The following is a 19356-nucleotide window of genomic DNA, read 5'->3' as shown; positions in this document are numbered from 1 at the left end:
GATGTTATTCGCTGGCTGTTATTCACCAAGGTAGACTTCAATCACTTTTGGATCATTTTGTACCTGATCCATAGTGCCTTCGGTTAATACCGAGCCTTGATGCAATACCGTGACCTTGCGTGCGATAGAGCGCACGAATTTCATATCGTGTTCCACCACAATCACCGAGTGATCGCCAGCGAGTGACACTAACAGCTCAGCGGTTTTTTCGGTTTCTTCACCGGTCATCCCAGCAACCGGCTCATCGACTAACAATACACGCGGGTTTTGCATCAGCAACATGCCAATTTCCAGCCATTGTTTTTGGCCGTGAGACAGCGCACCAGCATCTTTATGGCGCAGTTCGGCCAAGCCTATTTGCAGCAGCACTTCATCGATACGGTATTTCTGTGCGCTGTTAAGTTGTTGTGTGAGTGTCCACCACACACGTTTATCGGCGGCGGTGGCCAACTCCAGATTTTCGTACACACTCAATGCTTCAAAGATGGTGGGCTTTTGAAATTTTCTGCCGATACCACCGCGAGCGATTTGATGTTCAGATAATTCCAGCAAATTAATTTGTTGGCCAAAATAAACACTGCCTTCATCCGGTTTGGTTTTGCCGGTGATCACATCCATCATGGTGGTTTTGCCTGCGCCGTTGGGGCCGATAATGCAGCGCAATTCACCTTCATTGATGTAGAGGTTTAAATTATTGAGCGCGCGGAAACCATCAAAACTCACACTGATGCCTTCCACGTACAAAATGGTGCCTTTGGTGGTATCCAGCGGCGCGCCAAAATTAGGATCGGGTTGCCCGAGTGTGCGGCGTGCTTGCGAAAAAATATTCATTACACCGTCTCCTTGGTTGCAGCGGTTTCGGTTTTGCTTTCAACCGCGGTAACGGTATTTTCAGTAGGTGTTTTTTTATTGCGTTTAAACAGGCCGACTAAACCATTGGGCAATATTAGGGTGACAATCACAAACAGTGCGCCCAAGGCAAATAACCAAGTCTCGGGTGAGTATGAGGTGAAAATGGTTTTGCCGTAGTTAACAGTAAAAGCACCGACAATTGCCCCAAACAATGTGCCGCGTCCGCCGGTTGCGACCCACACCACTAATTCAATCGAGTTGAGTGGTGAAAATTCACCGGGGTTAATAATACCCACTTGCGGCACATAGAGTGCGCCAGCGATACCGGCAAGCACCGCCGAAAAAACAAATAACCAAAGTTTGTAGGATTCCACTTTGTAACCGCAGAAGCGGGTGCGTGTTTCGGCATCGCGGATCGATACAATAATTTTCCCCATACGCGAGGTCACAATGTAACGGCAGGCGATGTAGGCGATAATTAGCATAAATCCTGAGGCTAAAAATAAGGATATGCGTGTGCCATCGGCGGCGATGGGGAAACCCAAAATATCTTTAAAATCGGTCAAACCATTGTTGCCACCAAAACCCATTTCATTGCGAAAAAATGCCAACAGCAGGGCGTAAGTCAGCGCCTGGGTGATAATTGAAAAGTACACGCCAGTTACGCGCGAGCGGAATGCGAGCCAGCCAAACACAAATGCAAGCAAACCGGGTATTACAATTACCATCAGCATGGCAAACCAGAACATATCAAAACCCTGCCAATACCAAGGTAATTCACTCCAGTTTAAAAACACCATAAAATCAGGCAGCAATGGGTCGCCATATTGACCGCGCGGGCCGATTTGACGCATTAAATACATACCCATCGCATAACCGCCCAGCGCAAAAAAGGCGCCGTGACCGAGTGATAGAATTCCGCAGTAACCCCAGATTAAATCCACTGCCAGCGCGAGCAGCGCGTAACATAAAAATTTACCGAGCAGGGTCACCATGAAGGTGGATATGTGCAGTGATGAGGTCTCTGGAATTAAGAGATTACATACTGGCACCAGCACCATGGCGATTAATACCAGCCCCAGTACAATCATGCCGCCGCGATCACTGAGTAATAAACGTTGAGTTAACATTAAATAAGTCTCTCAATTATTGGTTGCGTAGGTTGGGGTGAGGAACGAACCCCAACATGACCATCTATCCGTATAAACCAAAATCAATAATAGGCGTTGTGTTTTTCTCGATTCTGGCAGTGTGCGTTTTGCAAATGTGAATGTTGGGGTTCGCAAGCTCACCACCAACCTACAACGCGCCGCAAGTTAATCCGCCGCCGCGCGACCTTTTTGCGGGAAAATTCCTTTGGGGCGTTTTTGAATAAAGAGAATTAACAGCACCAATACCAATACTTTGGCGAGTACTGCACCGGCATAGGGCTCTAAAAATTTATTGATAATGCCCAGCCCCATAGCGCCTACGAGTGTGCCCCACAAGTTACCCACACCGCCAAATACCACCACCATAAACGAATCGATAATGTAAGCCTGACCGAGGTTGGGGCCGACGTTAGTTAACTGTGACAGCGCAACTCCGGCGATACCGGCAATGCCCGAACCCAAACCAAAGGTCATTGCATCTACCCAGCTTGCGCGTACACCTACTGCACGTGCCATAGCGCGGTTTTGCGATACGGCGCGCACTTTTAAACCGAGCGAGGTTTTTTTAAGAATCGCGAGCAATGCAAAAAATACGATCAAACCGAAGATAAAAATATACAAACGGTTGTAGGTGATGGAGAGCACCGGGTTAATGACCAGTGAGCCGCTCATCCACTCAGGCAATTCCACCGCGCGATTAAGCGGTGAAAAAATACTGCGTGCGGCTTGCTGTAAAATCAAACTAATACCAAAGGTGGCGAGCAGAGTTTCCAGTGGTCGGCCGTATAAAAAGCGAATTACGCCGCGCTCGATAGCGATACCCACTAGCCCCGCGACAATAAACGCGGAGGGAATGGCGATCATTAAACTGTAGGCGATTTGATTGGGAAATAATTGTTGCACTACCCAAGTCACATAGGCGCCGATCATCATCAATTCGCCGTGTGCCATATTAATCACACCCATTACCCCAAAGGTAATAGAGAGGCCGATGGCCGAGAGCAATAGTACTGAACCTAAACTCAAACCAAAGAAAATATTTTCGGTTAAACGAAATGCAGAAATGCGATCTTCAATTGAATCAAGCGCAAATTGTGCTTGTTGTTTTACTTTGATGTCGCTGTCGTTATTGGCGATATCCAACAGGGCAGAGCGCACTTCTTGTTGCAGGCTGCCACGTAAAACGGCGATGGCATCAATACGCACCGATGCCTTTTCACTTTGCAAATTCATTAGCGCAAATGCGGTGGTAATTGCATCGCGTACATCTTCATTGGGTTCGGTTTTTTGCCGTTCTTGTAATAGTGCAATAGTGTCTTCATCGACACCGTCGGCAATCATGCGGTTAACCGCGTTTAAACGCACCGCGGGTTTTTTATCATTCAAATTTAAACTGGCGAGCAGAGTGCGTAATTGGGAGCGCATGGTGTTGTTGATTGGTACACGCTTTAAGGGTTCTGCTTGAGTTGCCGGAATTTTTTCGCCATTGAGTGCATTGACATAATTGCCTGCGTTATCGCTAATGGCAACGAGCGGGTCAACGGATTTTTCGGCATAGAGGCTGCCTTGTTGTAAGGCGGTGATAATAGGGATTACGCGCGGGTCGTCGAGCTGGCCTAATTTTTTAGCGGTTTGTGCACGTTTGGGTAAACTGCCTTGGGTGAGAGCTTTGACTAGAGTATCAAATTCTGGCGCCGTGGTAGCGAGGGCTTCTGTGGGGGCAGTATCTATGGCTGCAGCTGTTGTGCTGATCTCAGCATCTTGTGCAAAAACCGAAGCTGAACAGCACAGTGATAGCAGTAGTATCAATTGCACTTGCCATCTTCCAAATAGCGGCGTTTGGTTTCGCATAATCGTGTCTCGGTTAAAACAAATTAAAAATAGGAGATGAAATTTATAGTTTTGTAAGTTGGGTGGAGCGAAAGCGATACCCGATAATTTTCTGTGTTCTGTAATGGTGGGTAGCACTCGTATCATCCCTGACACTCGCCCTTCGGGCAGCCTAAAGTTGTGCAAAAATTTCCTAATTTTTGTCGCCTTAGGCTCCACCCACCCTACGGATTAAATCAATAATTATTGCGCAGCTGCAGCACCTAAACATTTTTTGGTTTTGGTGTTGTAGTTACCGCACTTCAATTTGATCCAGTCAGATTCCAAATCTTTTGAGCCTTCAAGGAAGTCAGACCATGCATCGCCTGGAACCAAACCATCGGTTTGAGAAACAGTGAGGAATTGGCCGTCTTCTTGAATTTCACCAATCAATACTGGCTTGGTGATGTGGTGGTTCGGCAACATTTTGCTCATGCCGCCAGTCAGGTTAGGTGCTTCAATGCCGATGATTGCATCAACCACCTTATCGGTATCGGTAGTGCCTGCTTTCTCAACTGCTTTTACCCACATGTTGAAACCAATGTAATGCGCTTCCATTGGGTCATTGGTTACACGCTTGTCATTTTTGATAAACGCTTTCCATTGTTTGATAAATGCTGCGTTCGCTGGATTATCTTCGCTCATGAAATAGTTCCATGCCGCTAAGTGGCCAACCAATGGTTTGGTATCAATACCAGAAAGTTCTTCTTCACCAACAGAGAAGGCAACAACAGGGATATCTTCGGCTGTTACTTTTTGGTTGCCCAGTTCACGGTAGAAAGGCACGTTGGCATCGCCGTTGATGGTAGACACTACCGCTGTCTTTTTACCGGCTGAACCAAAACGTTTGATATCAGACACAATGTTTTGCCAATCGGAATGACCGAAAGGAGTGTAGTTAATCATGATGTCTTCTTTTGCTACGCCTTTGGCCATCAAGTAAGCTTCAAGAATTTTGTTGGTGGTACGTGGATAAACATAGTCAGTACCGGCCAATACCCAGCGTTTTACTTTCATATCTTTCATCAAGTAATCAACGGCTGGAATTGCTTGTTGGTTGGGCGCTGCGCCGGTGTAAAACACGTTGCGTGAAGACTCTTCACCTTCGTATTGCACTGGGTAAAACAGTACGCCGTTTAATTCTTCGATAACAGGCAGCACAGATTTGCGCGAAACAGAGGTCCAGCAACCGAAGATTGCTGCGACTTTATCTTTGGTTAACAGCTCACGGGTTTTTTCCGCGAACAGTGGCCAGTTGGACGCAGGGTCAACAACTACTGCTTCCAGTTTTTTACCAAGCAAACCGCCTTTTTTGTTTTGCTCTTCGATTAACATCAGCATGGTGTCTTTCAGGGTGGTTTCTGAAATGGCCATAGTGCCGGACAGTGAGTGCAGTACACCTACTTTGATCGTATCTGCAGCTGCCGCGCTAAATGATGCGATGCTTAAGCCACAGGCGATACCGAGTGCCCCGACATGTTTTGCTATTTTCTTCAGCTTCATGGGTCTTTCTCCTAGATGGTTTTAAATGACTCAGTGGTTTAAATCAGTGGTGCTTATAGATTTGTATTAACACCATTTTTCCGGTAACACTTTTAACGCTAATCGTGGGCGACACATTTTCTTCCCTAATCACAGCGATGTGCTTCACGCATCGCTGTGTTGTCACTCTAAGTTGAAAACTAAGGGTGTTGCTGCTGCGCTTCGTAGAGCATGTGCAACGTAATTTTTCGCACTTCAGATTTACTCGCTTCTATATGAGTTTTTAAATAGCTTTTTACCTCTTCCGCACGTCTTTCCATAATGGTGCGCAGGATTTTGGCGTGTTCATCGTAAGTGGCTTCAATACGATTGCTCTGGGTAAAGTCAATGCGCCGCACTATGCGCAGCCGTTCGGTAATTTCATGGTGAATGCGCGCCATTTCTACATTACCAGTCGCCTCCACCAGTTGTTCGTGGAAGCGTTCATCCAATGCACACACACTCGGCCCATCTTCCAAACGCTCTTCTGGTTTTACTAACCAGATGCGTTTTAAATCTTCCAAATTCGGTGCCGGCTCCATTTCGCACAGTTTTTTAACTGCAGCCAATTCCAAAATGATGCGTACATCGTAGAGCTGTTCAAATTTCATAAAATCAAACGGTTTTACTTGCCAGCCGCTGCGAAAAGAGACATCGACAAACCCTTCGCGCTGCAATCTTGCCAGTGCCTCACGCACCGGTGTTCTGCTGGCGGCAACACGCTCGGCGATTTCGTTTTCGCTAAATCGGTCGCCAGGCAATAAGCGAAATGAAAAAATATCGTCCTTAATGGTTTGATAAATTCGCTCGGTTAAATTCACCCGAGGTTCTTCAACTTTTTTTTTGGTCTTGTCGTGTTTGATTAGTTTCATGTTTTTACCGTAGGTTGTGGCGGCCAGCGCAGGGTGAGCTTGCGAACCCCAACATGATAATGTTCAAATTTTCCGCGTTGCTTGTGTTGGGGTTCGTTCTTCACCGCCAACCTACATTCTTAATTCAATCAATCTTCCTCAAGCACCAGCAACAAATCACCCGCATTCACTTGCTTGCCTGGCGAGCAGTGAATTGCGCTGACTTTTGCAGCGCGATCGGCATAAACAGAAAATTCCATTTTCATTGCTTCAACAATTAACAATGGCTGGTCAATTTCAACTAATTGGCCCGGTTCAACCAACAATTTCCAAATATTGCCGCTGATGTCGGCAGTCACTGCGTGGCCATCGACTTCAATTGGGCCAGTGGAAGTTTTGACTTGCAGTGCGGCATCAACTTGTTTTTCTTCATCGGCTTGCCAGAGCGCTACTTCTTTAGTGAATGCAGTTTGCTGTTTGGCTTTAAATTCGGCGATGCTCGCGGCGTTGTCTTGCAGAAATTGTTCGTGTTCGGCGAGACAGAAGTAATCCTCTTCAATGCGCAGGCTTAAACGACCTTCGCGAAAGGCTTCGCGCTGCGCCGTTAATTCTTCCTCCGTCACTTCGTAGTAGCGCACGCGATCAAAAAATTTCAGTAGCCAGGGTTCGCCATCTTTGAAAATGGGATTTTTCAAAAACTTATTCCAGATCGGCAGAGTGCGCCCTACCAGTTGGTAACCGCCGGGTGAATCCATGCCGTAAATGCACATGTACACACCGCCGATGCCAACCGTGCCTTCAGCTGTATAAGTGCGCGCTGGATTGTATTTAGAAGTGAGCAAGCGATGACGCGGGTCAACCGGTACCGCGCAGGGCGCACCGAGATAAACATCGCCTAAACCGAGCACCATGTAGCTCGCATCAAACAGGGTTTGTTTAACTTGTTCGATGGAATCCAGACCATTAATGCGACGCATAAATTCGGTGTTGCTTGGCAACCAAGGTGCAGTGTCGCGCACTGATTGGCGATAGCGGGATACCGCATCTAACGTCGCGGAATCTTCAAAGGCCATAGGCATATAAACGATACGGCTCGGCACTTTAATATCGCGGGCATTGCCAAGAGTTTCTTCAATGACTAACAGCTGATTAATTAAATCGCGCTGATGAATAACGCGACTGTCGTAATTAATTTGCAATGAACGCACACCGGGCGACAATTCAATTACACCGTTAATTGGCGCCGCTTTTAGGGCTTCCATTAAGGCGTAAACCCGCAGGCGTAAACTCAGTTCAAGAATGTTGTCGCCGTATTCAAGTAGAATATATTTGTCACCGGCTTGGCGATAACTCACCAGCGGGCGACTGCCTTCGGGTGGTAGTGCGGCGACTATGCAATCGGAAATGGTATTTTCCGGTTTAACAATAGGGGCAAGTAGCACTGGTGGTTGCACGCTCAAGTTTTCAATTGCGCGATCTATTGATAGCTCCAGTGCGAGCGCAGCATCAAAACTTAACCGTTTAAAGCGAATTTTATCGCCCGGTTTTACCTGACCAACTTTCCACAGTTCCGCTTTTACGATGGTGACGGGGCAAACAAATCCGCCGAGGCTGGGGCCGTCTTTGGTGAGAATCACCGGCATATCGCCAGTGAAATTAATCGAACCCACCGCGTATTCGGTATCGTGAATATTAGATGGGTGCAAACCGGCTTCACCGCCGTCGCTGCGCGTCCAGGTTGGTTTGGGGCCATTCAAGCGAATGCCTAAACGGTTGGAGTTGTAATGCACTTCCCATGCAGTTGAAAAAAACATTTCAATCGCATCTTCGGTGAAAAAATCTGGCGCGCCGTGTGGGCCGTAAAGCACACCAATTTCCCATTCGTTGGGGCTCTCTGTTTTTGAAAAACAGGCGGGGATCAATTCAACTGGTGCAGCAGCAGCTGCATAAACCGGAGCAGGAGTTGTGCAAGCAGCAATCGCCGGATTGCTAATCGGTAGCATGTCGGTTGCGCGTAGCGTGCGACCTGCATGGCCGCCAAATTGACCGAGTGCAAACGTAGAGCGGCTGCCTAAATAAACGGGAACATCAAAACCATTGCGCACCGCGAGGTAACCACGGCAACCCTGTTCGGCTTTGCCGACTTCTAAAACTTGTCCGGCTTTAATTGCCACTGGTTGCCAGAAAGGAATTAATTCACCATCAATTTTTGCCGGTGATGTTGCACCGGTCAGTGCGATAGTTGCATCGCGATGGAATTTTAATTTCGGTCCGATAATGGTGTATTCGAGCGCTGCGGCACTTTCATGGTTGCCGACAATGCGGTTAGCTAAACGAAATGCGTAGTCATCCATTGGGCCTGATGGTGGAACACCAATGCTCCACAGACCAACACGGCCGGGGTAATCCTGCACGCTGGTGTAAGTACCTGGTTGCAATACTTCAACTACGGGCGCGCTGTATTCAAAGCTTGCGAGTTTGTTGGTGGCGACATCGCCGCTGCCAAAAAAGTCCGAACCAATAATTTGGCGCAGGTAGTCTAAATTGGTGGCTATACCGGCGGCGCGGGTTTCGTTCAGTGCCGTTTTCATTTTGTTAATCGCGTCGGCGCGATCGGTGCCGTACACAATAATTTTCGCGATCATCGGATCGTAGTAGGGCGATACTTCGGTGCCGGTGGAGACCCAGGTGTCGATGCGCGCCGATTTAGAAAACACTACATCGGTTAACACACCGGGTGATGGTTGGAAATCGCGCACCGGATCTTCGGCGTACAAGCGCACTTCAATGGCTGCGCCTTTGGGGTTGATTTCAATATCTAATTTCGGTGGCGTACCAGCAGCGGTGAGAATCATCCACTCAACCAAATCTACTCCGGTACAGGCTTCGGTGATCGGATGTTCTACTTGCAGGCGAGTGTTCACCTCTAAAAAATAAAACGCATCGCGCGCGGCATCGTAAATATATTCAATAGTACCCGCTGAACGATAATTGACAGCTTCACCTAAACTTTTTGACGCGGCGAGTAATTTGTCGCGGGTAGCGGCGGGTAAATTCGGTGCGGGAGTTTCTTCAACCACTTTTTGGTTACGGCGTTGCAGCGAGCAATCGCGTTCGCCGAGTGCGAGTACATTGCCTTGTCCATCGCCAAAAATTTGTACTTCTACGTGGCGGGCGTTATCGACAAAACGCTCGAGAAATACGCCGCTATCGCTAAAAAAGTTTTGCCCTAAACGTTTTACGCTTTCGTAAGCGGCAACTAATTCGGCTTCGTTATTACAGCGGGTTAAACCTATGCCACCACCGCCGGCGGTACTTTTTAACATCACCGGGTAACCCAGTTGTGCGGCAGAGCTTACGGCTTCTTCCAGAGAGTCCAACAAACCTGTTCCAGGGGTAAGGGGAACACCGGCTTTTTCGGCGATTTCACGGGAGGTATGCTTTAAACCAAATTCGCGAATTTGCGCCGGAGTTGGACCGCAAAAGGCAATGCCTTCCGCTTCGCACTGCTCACAAAATTTCGCATTTTCCGAGAGAAAACCATAGCCGGGAATAATTGCTTGCGCGCCGGTTGCTTTGGCAGCGGCGAGTATCAAATCGGATTTTAGATAACTTTCCGCTGCCGTATTACCGCCGAGGCAAATTGCTTTGTCACAGGCAGTGACGTGCGCTGAATTACGGTCGGCATCGGAATAAACTGCAACAGACTCGATGCCCATTTTTTTCAGCGTTTTCGCAATGCGCACCGCGATTTCTCCACGGTTGGCGATAAGTACGGTCTTCAACATGATTCTTCTCCGGCTGTAATTTTTAATTACTTTTGTAGTGATTTAATGTACGCGCGCCATCCACCCATATGGGTAATATCAGTTGCGCCATTGACAGCAGCGCCTTCGCAAATAAAACCTTTTACTTCGCGACCATCGTGCAAACTCAATGTGCCTATCCCGAGTGGTGCAGGAATTAATGCAACAAAACTGCCGAAGTGCTGTACCGGTACATCCCACAATTCCACAATAATTTGCGCACCTTCTGCATCGCTGCGAATTAATCCGGGTTTAGGCGGAGTGGTATTCGGCAGTGCATACAAACGGTAATTGCTGGCGGTAAAACTGCTTTCAACAAAAAGCGCATTGCGTTCTTGTAATTGCACATTGAGTGGCATGCCGGTCAAATGTGCGCCGACAACGGCGAGGCGAACATAGCCTTGCGGCGCAGTATTTTTTTGCGCAAATGTTGGTGTTGTTTTAGCGGTAGCTCCCAGCGATAAATTAACGCTGCTGTGCCATTTTTTTCCGAAGGCGGCGAGTGCAGCGTCTTGCCACGCGGGTGCTATGAGTGTGATACCAAATGGCAAACCATCGGCACGCATTACAGCGGGTAAGGCGAGGGCAGAACAATCGGCGAGGTTGACAAAATTGGTGTAGGTGCCCAGTTGACTGTTAACGCCGATTGGGTCGGCAGCAACTTCCGCAATTGTGGGGTGGCGGGGTGATGTGGGAACCAGAAGCGCATCCACATCGCCCATTAGTAGTTGTATTTCACGGGCAAGATCGGCGCGGCGATATTCAGCGCGATAGGTATCGGTCGCCGAAAAATTCACCGCGTTTTCAATAATGCCGCGCACAACATTATTCATATCGGCTGCGTGTGCTTGCATAAAATCTGCAATCGCCGCGTGCCGCTCTGCGACCCAAGGGCCGCCATACAATAACTGTGCGAGCGCGAACATAGGGGCGAAATCTACAGTGACTAACTCAACCCCGGCGTCTGACATCAGTTTGAGTGTTTCCAGCCATGCGGCTTCGGCTTGGGTATCGCCAAACCAATTGGGTGAGGCCGGAATTGCAAATCGAGGTGTGGCTGAAAAGTAAGTTGCTGCAGCTGGCGCAAGGCGCGAGTAGCCATCGGTAGGATCAAATCCTACCATCACACTTGCAACGGTTTCGGCATCATCGACTGTCAGTGCAAACACAGAAACACAATCCAAGCTGCGGCATGCAGGCACTACACCACTGGTACTGAAGCGGCCTTTTGTTGGTTTCAATCCCACTATATTGTTGAAGCCTGCGGGTACGCGGCCGGAGCCCGCGGTATCCGTACCCAAACTAAAGGGCACTAAACCGCGTGCAACCGTGGTGGCTGAGCCAGAGCTGGAGCCGCCGGAAACATAATCTGCATTAAATGCATTGGGCACTGCGCCGTAAGGTGAGCGAGTGCCGACAAGGCCGGTAGCAAATTGGTCGAGATTGGTTTTGCCGAGCACAATAGCACCGGCTTGTTTGAGGCGTGCTACCGATGTGGCATCGATGTCGGGAATGTAGGTAAAGGCAGGGCAGGCGGCAGTAGTGGGAATGCCTGCGACATCGATATTATCTTTTACTGCAAAGGGCACACCGAACAGTGGCAGACTGGCTGAGTCGCCCAAGTGCGCCAATGCATCAATTTGTTTATCCAGTTCTGCCGCTGAGACAATATAAATCCAGGCGGCGTCATCGCTATTGAGTTGCGCGCGCAATGATTGCAGCGCAGCGCGCGGCGCCAAACCCTGGTCGCGATAAGCAGCAAGCCATTGGTCAATGGTCCAACCTGCAGTGGTGTGGTGTTGATCCTGCGTCATTATTGTTCCTGCGTTGAATGCGTAAATACAATCTTGGATACAAGCTTGTATTCGCAGAAACCATGCCAACCTGAAAAAATGCTCGAATTCCCCTCGGTCGACATGTAAAAAACTATTGTTAATCAATGAGTTAAATAACGTAGAAAAACTGCTGGAGGGACTGCCAGTAGCGCTGCCGAGACTGAGTTGTGTGCGCTGAAACTGTGCGCTGGATTTTTTATGCAGAGCCAAATTGGTGCGATTGTCTCGTCTCAGTTCATCTCAATTTTTATAAATATTGAGATATGAGGGGGGATACTCCATAGTTCATCCCAAACACTGTTAGGGATTTATCTATGGCCATGAACTGGAACCAATTGCTCTGCGCTGACCGTTTGGGCAATCGCATTGCAAAACACGAGGAGGGGCGTTCGCCGTTTCACTCGGATCACGACAAAATTATTTTCTCTGGCGCTTTTCGTCGCCTTGCGCGCAAAACGCAGGTGCATCCGCTTGCGACTAATGATCATATCCACAATCGTATGACCCACAGTTTGGAAGTGGCCTGTGTGGGGCGCACGCTGGGTATTCGGGTAGGGCAGGCGTTAAAAGATAAAGGCGATTTACCTGCCCATATTTGGCCAACGGATATTGGCGATATAGTGCAGGCGACCTGTTTGGCGCACGATATTGGCAACCCGCCCTTTGGCCACACAGGTGAAGATGCCATCCGCAACTGGTTTCAAAAAGAAGGAGCAGAATTTTTAAAAGATTTATCGCCTTCGGAGCAGGATGATATTCGTGTGTTTGAAGGTAATGCCCAAGGCTTGCGCGTGCTCACCACCTCTGAGTATCACCAGTTTCATGATGGTATGCGCTTAACCTACGCGACCTTGGCGTCGTCGATGAAATACCCCTGGACTTCATCGCCCACTGTATTAGGCCAGCGCCCCAAGGATGCAAAGTACGGCATTTTTCAAACCGAGTTGGCGCATGTGCATGAGATTGCGCAAAAAACAGGGTTGATTGAATTGGGTCCCGACTGGTATTGCCGCCATCCGCTGGTGTATTTAATGGAGGCAGCGGACGATTTTTGTTACGGCATTATCGATCTCGAAGACGGTTTGGAAATGGGCATTCTCAATTGGAATGAGATTTATGAATTGTTGCATCCAGTCATTGCCGATTCCGCGCAGCTGCCCGAGCTGGAGCGTTTGCTGAAAAAAGTAAATGATGGCCGCAAACCGGCGTTGGTGCGCGGCAAAGTGATCGATGCATTTATTAATGCGGGCACTGCGGCATTTATTCAGCATCAGGATGCATTTTTGCGCGGTGAAGTGCAGGGCGATTTGATCTCTCTGTGTGACCCGGTAGTTAAAAATGCAGTGCAGGCAGCCAAGGATTTGGCCAAGCGAAAAATCTTTAATCACTCGCGTCGCGTCGAATTAGAGATTGGCGCTTACACTGTGATTGGAACCTTGCTCAACACCATTTGCTCTGCGGTCTATGCCTCCCTCGGCGACCCGTCGCAAATGACCTACAAAGATAATCGCGTGATGGCATTAATTGGCGAAAACAATTTTCACCCGGATGTGAGTAAGCGCGGTGAAAATTACAAATACCTCGCCTTGATGGCAGTGATCGATTACATCAGTGGCATGACCGACAATTACGCCACCAATCTTGCTAAACAATTTAATGGCATGGGGTATTCGCAGTACTGATTTTTGTTTTACATTCTATTTCTGTTTTGTCTAAAAAATTCCCGGTTGCTGGCCGGGAATTTTTATTTTTAGCCATTATTTTTTGGCGGGGAATGCAAAAAATACTTTAGTGGCCGCTATGCCTATACCCTTGCCTGGCTCAGCGCCGGTTTCATCAAAGTCAGTGGTTTCATAAGTGGTGCCGGTTATCACCAAGCCTTCGGTTGATATCGCCTGCCATGCTTGCGCCTCTTGTTCGCGATCGAGTGTGGCTTTTTCCAGGGATAAATCATGGAATTCGCTGCTGTAATCACTATTAATTAATGCTGCGTTAAAGTATGGGCAGGGAGTGGTAATACACATTATTCCAGTGCTCGATACTTTTAGGTATGGGCCGGTCGCTGTGTTTTTATTGGCGCCAACCCAAGCTCCATTGGCTGCGAGGGTTTTGCTGCGCGCAATCACTCTGCTGGATACAGGTGAGTTAATAACTTTGCCGCGCAAAAGCACTTGTTCGCTATGAATGGCGCTATTTAATTCAGTAATTTGTTTTTCAGTTAAACCCAAGCGTTTGTAATTGATGTAAGCAACGTAAATAGTGTTAGGCAATAACGCAGCGCTTTGATAAGCCTCATCTTCTGTTTGCAGTTGTATTGAATACTGATTTACCGGTGTTAGAAACCAGCCACCGCACATAGGAAATGCACATTTTCGGTAGTCGGCTTTAACACTATAGGTTGTACCGATTTGTTCCGGGCTGATAATTGTTTGCGCCTGGGTTGCCAAACTAAAACTGGCGCAGAGTGCTATGAACCCTGCGCTGCGAGTTATTGCGTGACTCAGAAACGAAATTATAGTGCTCATAATGTAAGTCCTGTTATTAGATTGAACTGTGATTGGAAAATCTAATGGAAAAATACAGCCTTTACGCACCGCTTTAGCAGCGAGTGCAGGCTTTATACTAAACCTTACTGATGTTTAGTCATTGCAGATTGCCAAACCAGGCGCCAGCCTTTTGTAATTAATTGTTCGTTTGTGATTGTTGACTGCTAATGGAGTCTGTCTTGAAAGTGAGTTTGCCTGCTTGGTTATCCGGGTTATGTGTTTTGGTTCTTGTGCCGTTCTTTTTTGTGGGCGGCCCAGATGCATCTTCGTCGGTGTTGTTAAAAAATGCGTGGAATTTTGGACATATTATTTTCTTTTCACTGCTGCTCTTATTGGTTCAATCGTTTAAACCATTGGTGAGTTGGAAACAATGGTTGGTAGTGACGATTATCGCGATTGCTATCGGTGCTGGGATTGAATTTGTGCAGTCTTTTGTTGGGCGTAACGCCAGTGTGGATGATGTTTTACACAATGTATTTGGTGTGTGGTTGGGGCTATTCTGGGGGCAAAAAGCATCACGCTTTATTTGGTGTTTGCGTGTTGTTAGTTGTTTGTTGATCGCGCCTGCTGCTTGGTTGGTGATCGATTCCGCTGTTGCGCACGCTACGCTGCGCTATCAGTTTCCATTGCTTAATGGCTTTGAATCGCGGCAGGAGTTGCAACAATTACAAGCCAATACGGCACAGGTAATCACCCAGCCGACTCATACCTTGCATACTCAAGGAGTGCAAGCTGTACAAATCACCTTAGGTACACTCCCTTATGCAGGAGTGGCGTTGACAGGTAATTATGGGGATTGGAGCCCTTACCGGATTTTAGCCATGGACTTTTACAATCCTGAAGTTGAGTCATTGGAGCTTGTTATAAAAATTTCTGATTATGCCCACGATCGCGGAGACAATAATTTTAATGATCGTTTTAACCGCCGCATTATGTTGTTGCAGGGTTGGAATCAGGTGCAGATTGAGCTGCAGGAGGTGCGCTCCGCACCGCGTCAGCGTGTAATGCAAATGGATCAAATCAGCGGCATTACTATTTTTGCCGCAGGTTTGGGGTTGCCGCGCGCGCGCGTTTTTTATATCGATAATGTCAAATTGCAGTAAGTGTTTTTAAGCGCAAGCCTCCGGCTCTCAGCTCGCCCCTGGTCGCCCTACGAGCATAATAATAAATTTCGACAGGGGTGATTTTTGTAATCTACACTCAAAATTCGTTTATTGACCCAAAGCTTGGCCGATAAGTTTGGCATTAGCACGGGTCAATGTCTTGTGTGCAGTGCATGCTCGTTTTACCTTCAGCCGAATTATAGGGAGTCATTTATGGTGTTCGGACCCTTTTCAAAGAAAAATAAGCTGGTAGCGGTTAATAAAATTCAAGGCTGTAAATTGCTTAAGTTGGAGCGCGATCAGTTGCACCAGCTAACTGCGGAACAGCTCTATGTTGATGGTGCGCCTGCGGTATTAATTATCGGTTTTGCCTCACCCGATATAGATTTGTCGCAGTGCAGTAGTAGGCTAAAGCAGCTCACTAGCGCTCCCTTTATTTGCAGTTCCACTGCAGGTGAATTATGCAATTTGCATGACGGTCTTTATCAAGATGATCGCGCCGGTCGTCAAACCTTGGTGTTGCAATTATTTTCGCGCGAAGTTATTGATAAGGTATCTATCCACACCATTAAGCTACCTTGTGATGACATCATCAAACAACAAATTAGTTTAAGGCCCAAGGCGCGCACCCAGGCGATATTGGCCGAGTTAAAAAATATTAGGCCCGGTTTTGATTTGGATGTGAAAGACACGGTGGCGATGACGCTGGTGAATGGTCTAACCAATTGCGAGGGTTGGTTAATGGAAGCCGTGTATCAAAGTGGCCGTTTCCCGGTGCCTTTTATTGGCGGTACTACGGCAGGCAAACTCGATTTTAAACAGGCCTCCTATCACGATGGCAGCCAGCTGTGTAATCAGCATGCCACCTTGTGTTTTTTGAAAGTTAAAAGTGATTATTGTTTTCGCTTATTTAAAAGCCAGAATTTTGCGCCTACAGGGGACAAGTGGACTATTGGCGATGCCGATAGTGCGAGCCGTCGTGTTACTAGTTTTATTAATAAGGAATCTTTGCAGGTCACTAATTGTATCGATGCGCTCTGCAAGCATTTTAACTGTGAGGCGAGTCAGCTCGGCAGTGTGCTTACCGGCTATAGCTTTGCCATTAAGGTGGATGAGCGCTATTACGTTCGTTCGGTGGCTGCTATTAATGTAGCACAAAAAACCATGCACTTTTATTGCGATACGCCACTGGGCACTGAGCTGCACCTCATGAGGTCTACTGACTTTGTGGAGAAAACCCAAAGTGATTGGCAAAAGTTTAATGATCGCCAGCATCCGCCAATTGCGGCTGTTTTTTTTGACTGCATACTGCGTCGGCTGAACAACAGCGCCAGCTTAAATAAGCTTAACTGTTTTAGTGATTTTCCGGTGGCTGGTTTTTCTACCTTTGGGGAGCTCTATGGCGTTAATGTGAACGAAACGCTCAGTGGCTTATTTATATATCCTCGCGCGGCAGAAAAAAGTTCGGAAAAATCGCTGTTTTTGGCGGAGTACACTAGCTATGCGATGTATTTTAATCACCTCGCCAATACCGCAAATCAATTGATGATTAATATTCAAGAGCGAGTCATAGACGGCTACAGCAATATTTTAGGTGTGGCTAATCAATCGTCTAGCTTGTCGGAAAATGCGGCCAGTTTTATTAGCAATATCGGCAGTCAATCGCAAAGTTTGTTTGAGCAATTTGAAGCCTTTCAGCAATCCATTAGCGATCTAACGCGAGAAATTTCTAGCCTTAATGACAATATCGGTTCAGTTAATAAAGATATTAATGGTATTGAATCCGTATTTGGTATTATTGAATCGATCGCCGATCAAACTAATTTATTGGCATTAAACGCGAGTATTGAAGCAGCGCGCGCGGGTGAGTATGGGCGAGGTTTTGCGGTGGTGGCGGATGAGGTGCGTAATTTGGCGCGCAGTACCCAAAGCTCGTTGGGCGAATCTAAGGGTAAGGTCAATAGTTTATTTGTTCAGATCGAAAATGTGTCCAAGGTTATTAATCGCTTGTCTGAAAAAATGTTGGATGCGGAATCGCACTCGATGAATATAGTAAGCTCGATTGAGTCGATTGAATCCAGCGCTAAAACCACTGGTGCGCTGCTGCAAGACGGTAAAAATATTGCGGTACAACTGCAGGTTGCCGATAGCGAAAGTCAAAAACACAATGCGCGAGCTGATGTGATTCGCGGCCAAATTTGTGTTTGACGGAGCATTGTTTGTTGGTGGGCTGACATTCAGGATAAACGACAAAGCCGGCTGCCGGGGGATCGGATTAAGCGGCGATGACGACACGGTTGCGCCCTGATGATTTAGCATCATACAGCGCCGTGTCTGCAGCTTTAAACAACTGCTCTATATTGCCATGGGGTTTTAAAGTGGCTATGCCGAAGCTGGCGGTAATGTGAATGTTTTTAGCCAGTGTTTGGCTGGCAATCAGTTCACGTAATTTTTCAGCAATGGCGTAGGCGCGCTCAATGTCGGTATCGCGGCAGACCAATACAAATTCTTCTCCGCCCCAGCGGGCAAACAAATCTTGCGAGCGTGTATGTTGTTGCACAATCGTGGATAGATGGCTTAATACCAAATCGCCGATATCGTGGCCGTGCTGATCATTGACTTGTTTGAAGTGATCTATATCGATCATTACCAGCGATAGCGGTTTACGATATTTGTGCCATTCTTGCAGGCCTAGGCTGATGGCTTCTTCGAGTCCGAGGCGATTAAAGGCGCCGGTGAGTGGGTCGGTTTTTGCTTGTATTTCCAATGCTTTACTGCGTGTATCGAGCAGCGCATTGATATCGAGCAGTTCGGATTCACGCTTGCGTTGGATGACTACCTCATCTTTCAATTTAATAATGCGATAACCTAAAAAAGATAAAATAATGCCGAGCCAAACCACCATAATGGCGAGATACCAATCGGCAGTGCTCAGTGCTTGGCCGATAAATTCCACTTTGTGTAACTGGAATTGGTGTTTGCCCAAGGGTTTGCCTGAGCCGCTTTGCACTTCAAAAATAGTGATGTTGTCGAATTGTGGATGGCTTAATTGCGGTGGAATTTTGTTTTCCAATACCCACCAGTTGGCGACAAAAAAATCTTTTAGCGAAAACTCTGCAACGCCATTAAGCAGCCCTACATTGAATTCGATTTGATTGTATTTGGTGCTCTGCAAAATTTCTTTTTTGCTGTAACGCGGGTCAAAATTGCGCAGTGAGATGCGCACGGTTTGGCTGGGTCCTTGATAGTCCAGACGCAGACGAATTTTTTCATAGTGACGCAGGTCTACGCCGCGAGTGCGCTCCTTATCGAACAGCACCTCAAAACCACACAGTGGGTAGGCGAAACCATCGCGCAAGATGCAGTGCCATTGCATATTTTTTTCATCATCAAGGTAGATGCTGGATTGGCCGCCGTTTTCTCTATCGTCGTACAGGTTAAGCGCCATACCACTGTTGCTATCAATCACCAGGCGCCGCTCAAGAATTTGCCGTTCGCCAGCAATCGCAAAAATAGTGAAGATGACGAGTAGGCCAAGAATAATTTCAAAATATAAACGGTGTGGGGGCGAGAGAGACATAGGGTCTGGGCTCCAGCGGCAGATGCAGGTGTGCATCCATCAACTATTCTTATTTTCGCTGTGATAGGAAATGCGATTCTTGCGTTTAATGCCAATCAAACCCGCCCTGGAGAGATTGCTGAAAGGTTGTCTTCACTTGGTAGTATACAAGTGACTATAAGCCGATCATAGAAGTTAATGATTTAGACGGCAATAGCGGCAGAAGCAGACAAGGGTAAATGTGTGAAATGGGAGCGGAACCC

Annotated in this window: 12 protein-coding genes; 3 read left to right on the top strand and 9 right to left on the bottom strand. The window is 47.5% G+C overall.

Annotated features, from left to right (window positions below; translation table 11 throughout):
* Positions 1 to 18: 18 nt before the first annotated feature.
* From urtD to atzF, 7 genes are all read right to left on the bottom strand, one after another.
* Positions 19 to 831, bottom strand: a complete 813-nt coding sequence (gene urtD / locus AWU77_RS11235; protein WP_062063370.1) for an urea ABC transporter ATP-binding protein UrtD — start codon at positions 829 to 831, stop codon at positions 19 to 21.
* Entirely contained in the window at positions 831 to 1982 is a 1152-nt protein-coding gene (urtC, locus tag AWU77_RS11230) for an urea ABC transporter permease subunit UrtC (RefSeq protein WP_062063368.1), read from the bottom strand. The genes urtD and urtC overlap by 1 nt, the downstream gene beginning before the upstream one ends.
* Positions 1983 to 2168: 186 nt before the next feature.
* Positions 2169 to 3818, bottom strand: coding sequence for an urea ABC transporter permease subunit UrtB (gene urtB, locus AWU77_RS11225; RefSeq protein WP_375600839.1), 1650 nt, complete (start codon positions 3816 to 3818; stop codon positions 2169 to 2171).
* 258 nt (positions 3819 to 4076) lie between these two features.
* A complete protein-coding gene (gene urtA / locus AWU77_RS11220) occupies positions 4077 to 5375 on the bottom strand; it encodes an urea ABC transporter substrate-binding protein (RefSeq protein ID WP_062063366.1) in 1299 nt (432 codons plus the stop codon).
* Between the two features lie 179 nt (positions 5376 to 5554).
* Complete coding sequence (locus AWU77_RS11215) at positions 5555 to 6265, bottom strand: GntR family transcriptional regulator (protein ID WP_062063364.1); 711 nt, start codon at positions 6263 to 6265, stop codon at positions 5555 to 5557.
* A 128-nt stretch (positions 6266 to 6393) separates the two neighbouring features.
* The gene (gene uca / locus AWU77_RS11210) at positions 6394 to 10032 is read right to left on the bottom strand and encodes an urea carboxylase (protein ID WP_062063362.1); all 3639 of its coding nucleotides are present in this window, start codon (positions 10030 to 10032) and stop codon (positions 6394 to 6396) included.
* A gap of 26 nt (positions 10033 to 10058) precedes the next feature.
* Positions 10059 to 11864, bottom strand: coding sequence for an allophanate hydrolase (atzF, locus tag AWU77_RS11205; RefSeq protein WP_062063361.1), 1806 nt, complete (start codon positions 11862 to 11864; stop codon positions 10059 to 10061).
* A gap of 335 nt (positions 11865 to 12199) precedes the next feature.
* On the opposite strand from atzF, the gene AWU77_RS11200 reads away from it, so the two are divergent.
* Entirely contained in the window at positions 12200 to 13567 is a 1368-nt protein-coding gene (locus AWU77_RS11200; protein WP_193747527.1) for a deoxyguanosinetriphosphate triphosphohydrolase, read from the top strand.
* A gap of 75 nt (positions 13568 to 13642) precedes the next feature.
* On the opposite strand, the gene AWU77_RS11195 is transcribed toward AWU77_RS11200, so the two are convergent.
* Entirely contained in the window at positions 13643 to 14410 is a 768-nt protein-coding gene (locus AWU77_RS11195; RefSeq protein WP_062063359.1) for a DUF6748 domain-containing protein, read from the bottom strand.
* A gap of 206 nt (positions 14411 to 14616) precedes the next feature.
* Between AWU77_RS11195 and AWU77_RS11190 the strand changes: the two genes are divergently transcribed.
* The gene (locus AWU77_RS11190; RefSeq protein WP_238582397.1) at positions 14617 to 15534 is read left to right on the top strand and encodes a VanZ family protein; all 918 of its coding nucleotides are present in this window, start codon (positions 14617 to 14619) and stop codon (positions 15532 to 15534) included.
* Between the two features lie 213 nt (positions 15535 to 15747).
* On the top strand, positions 15748 to 17742 hold the full coding sequence (locus tag AWU77_RS20915) for a methyl-accepting chemotaxis protein (RefSeq protein ID WP_062063354.1): 1995 nt from the start codon (positions 15748 to 15750) through the stop codon (positions 17740 to 17742).
* Positions 17743 to 17809: 67 nt separating this feature from the next.
* Here the strand turns inward: AWU77_RS20915 and AWU77_RS11180 are convergent, their stop codons facing one another.
* Positions 17810 to 19114 (bottom strand): GGDEF domain-containing protein, encoded by a 1305-nt coding sequence (locus AWU77_RS11180; protein ID WP_062063352.1) that lies wholly within the window; start codon positions 19112 to 19114, stop codon positions 17810 to 17812.
* Positions 19115 to 19356 lie beyond the last annotated feature (242 nt).

It is taken from the genome of Cellvibrio sp. OA-2007, assembly GCF_000953825.1.
In the GTDB taxonomy this organism is placed as follows: domain Bacteria; phylum Pseudomonadota; class Gammaproteobacteria; order Pseudomonadales; family Cellvibrionaceae; genus Cellvibrio.
This window is presented reverse-complemented; position numbering and strand designations above follow the sequence as displayed.

Excerpts from the sequence above, each read along its gene's own strand:
- urtD (WP_062063370.1), bottom strand. The coding sequence starts at position 831 with ATGAATATTTTTTCGCAAGCACGCCGCACACTCGGGCAACCCGATCCT.
- urtC (WP_062063368.1), bottom strand. The coding sequence starts at position 1,982 with ATGTTAACTCAACGTTTATTACTCAGTGATCGCGGCGGCATGATTGTA.
- urtA (WP_062063366.1), bottom strand. The coding sequence starts at position 5,375 with ATGAAGCTGAAGAAAATAGCAAAACATGTCGGGGCACTCGGTATCGCC.
- AWU77_RS11215 (WP_062063364.1), bottom strand. The coding sequence starts at position 6,265 with ATGAAACTAATCAAACACGACAAGACCAAAAAAAAAGTTGAAGAACCT.
- uca (WP_062063362.1), bottom strand. The coding sequence starts at position 10,032 with ATGTTGAAGACCGTACTTATCGCCAACCGTGGAGAAATCGCGGTGCGC.
- atzF (WP_062063361.1), bottom strand. The coding sequence starts at position 11,864 with ATGACGCAGGATCAACACCACACCACTGCAGGTTGGACCATTGACCAA.
- AWU77_RS11200 (WP_193747527.1), top strand. The coding sequence starts at position 12,200 with ATGGCCATGAACTGGAACCAATTGCTCTGCGCTGACCGTTTGGGCAAT.
- AWU77_RS11195 (WP_062063359.1), bottom strand. The coding sequence starts at position 14,410 with ATGAGCACTATAATTTCGTTTCTGAGTCACGCAATAACTCGCAGCGCA.
- AWU77_RS20915 (WP_062063354.1), top strand. The coding sequence starts at position 15,748 with ATGGTGTTCGGACCCTTTTCAAAGAAAAATAAGCTGGTAGCGGTTAAT.
- AWU77_RS11180 (WP_062063352.1), bottom strand. The coding sequence starts at position 19,114 with ATGTCTCTCTCGCCCCCACACCGTTTATATTTTGAAATTATTCTTGGC.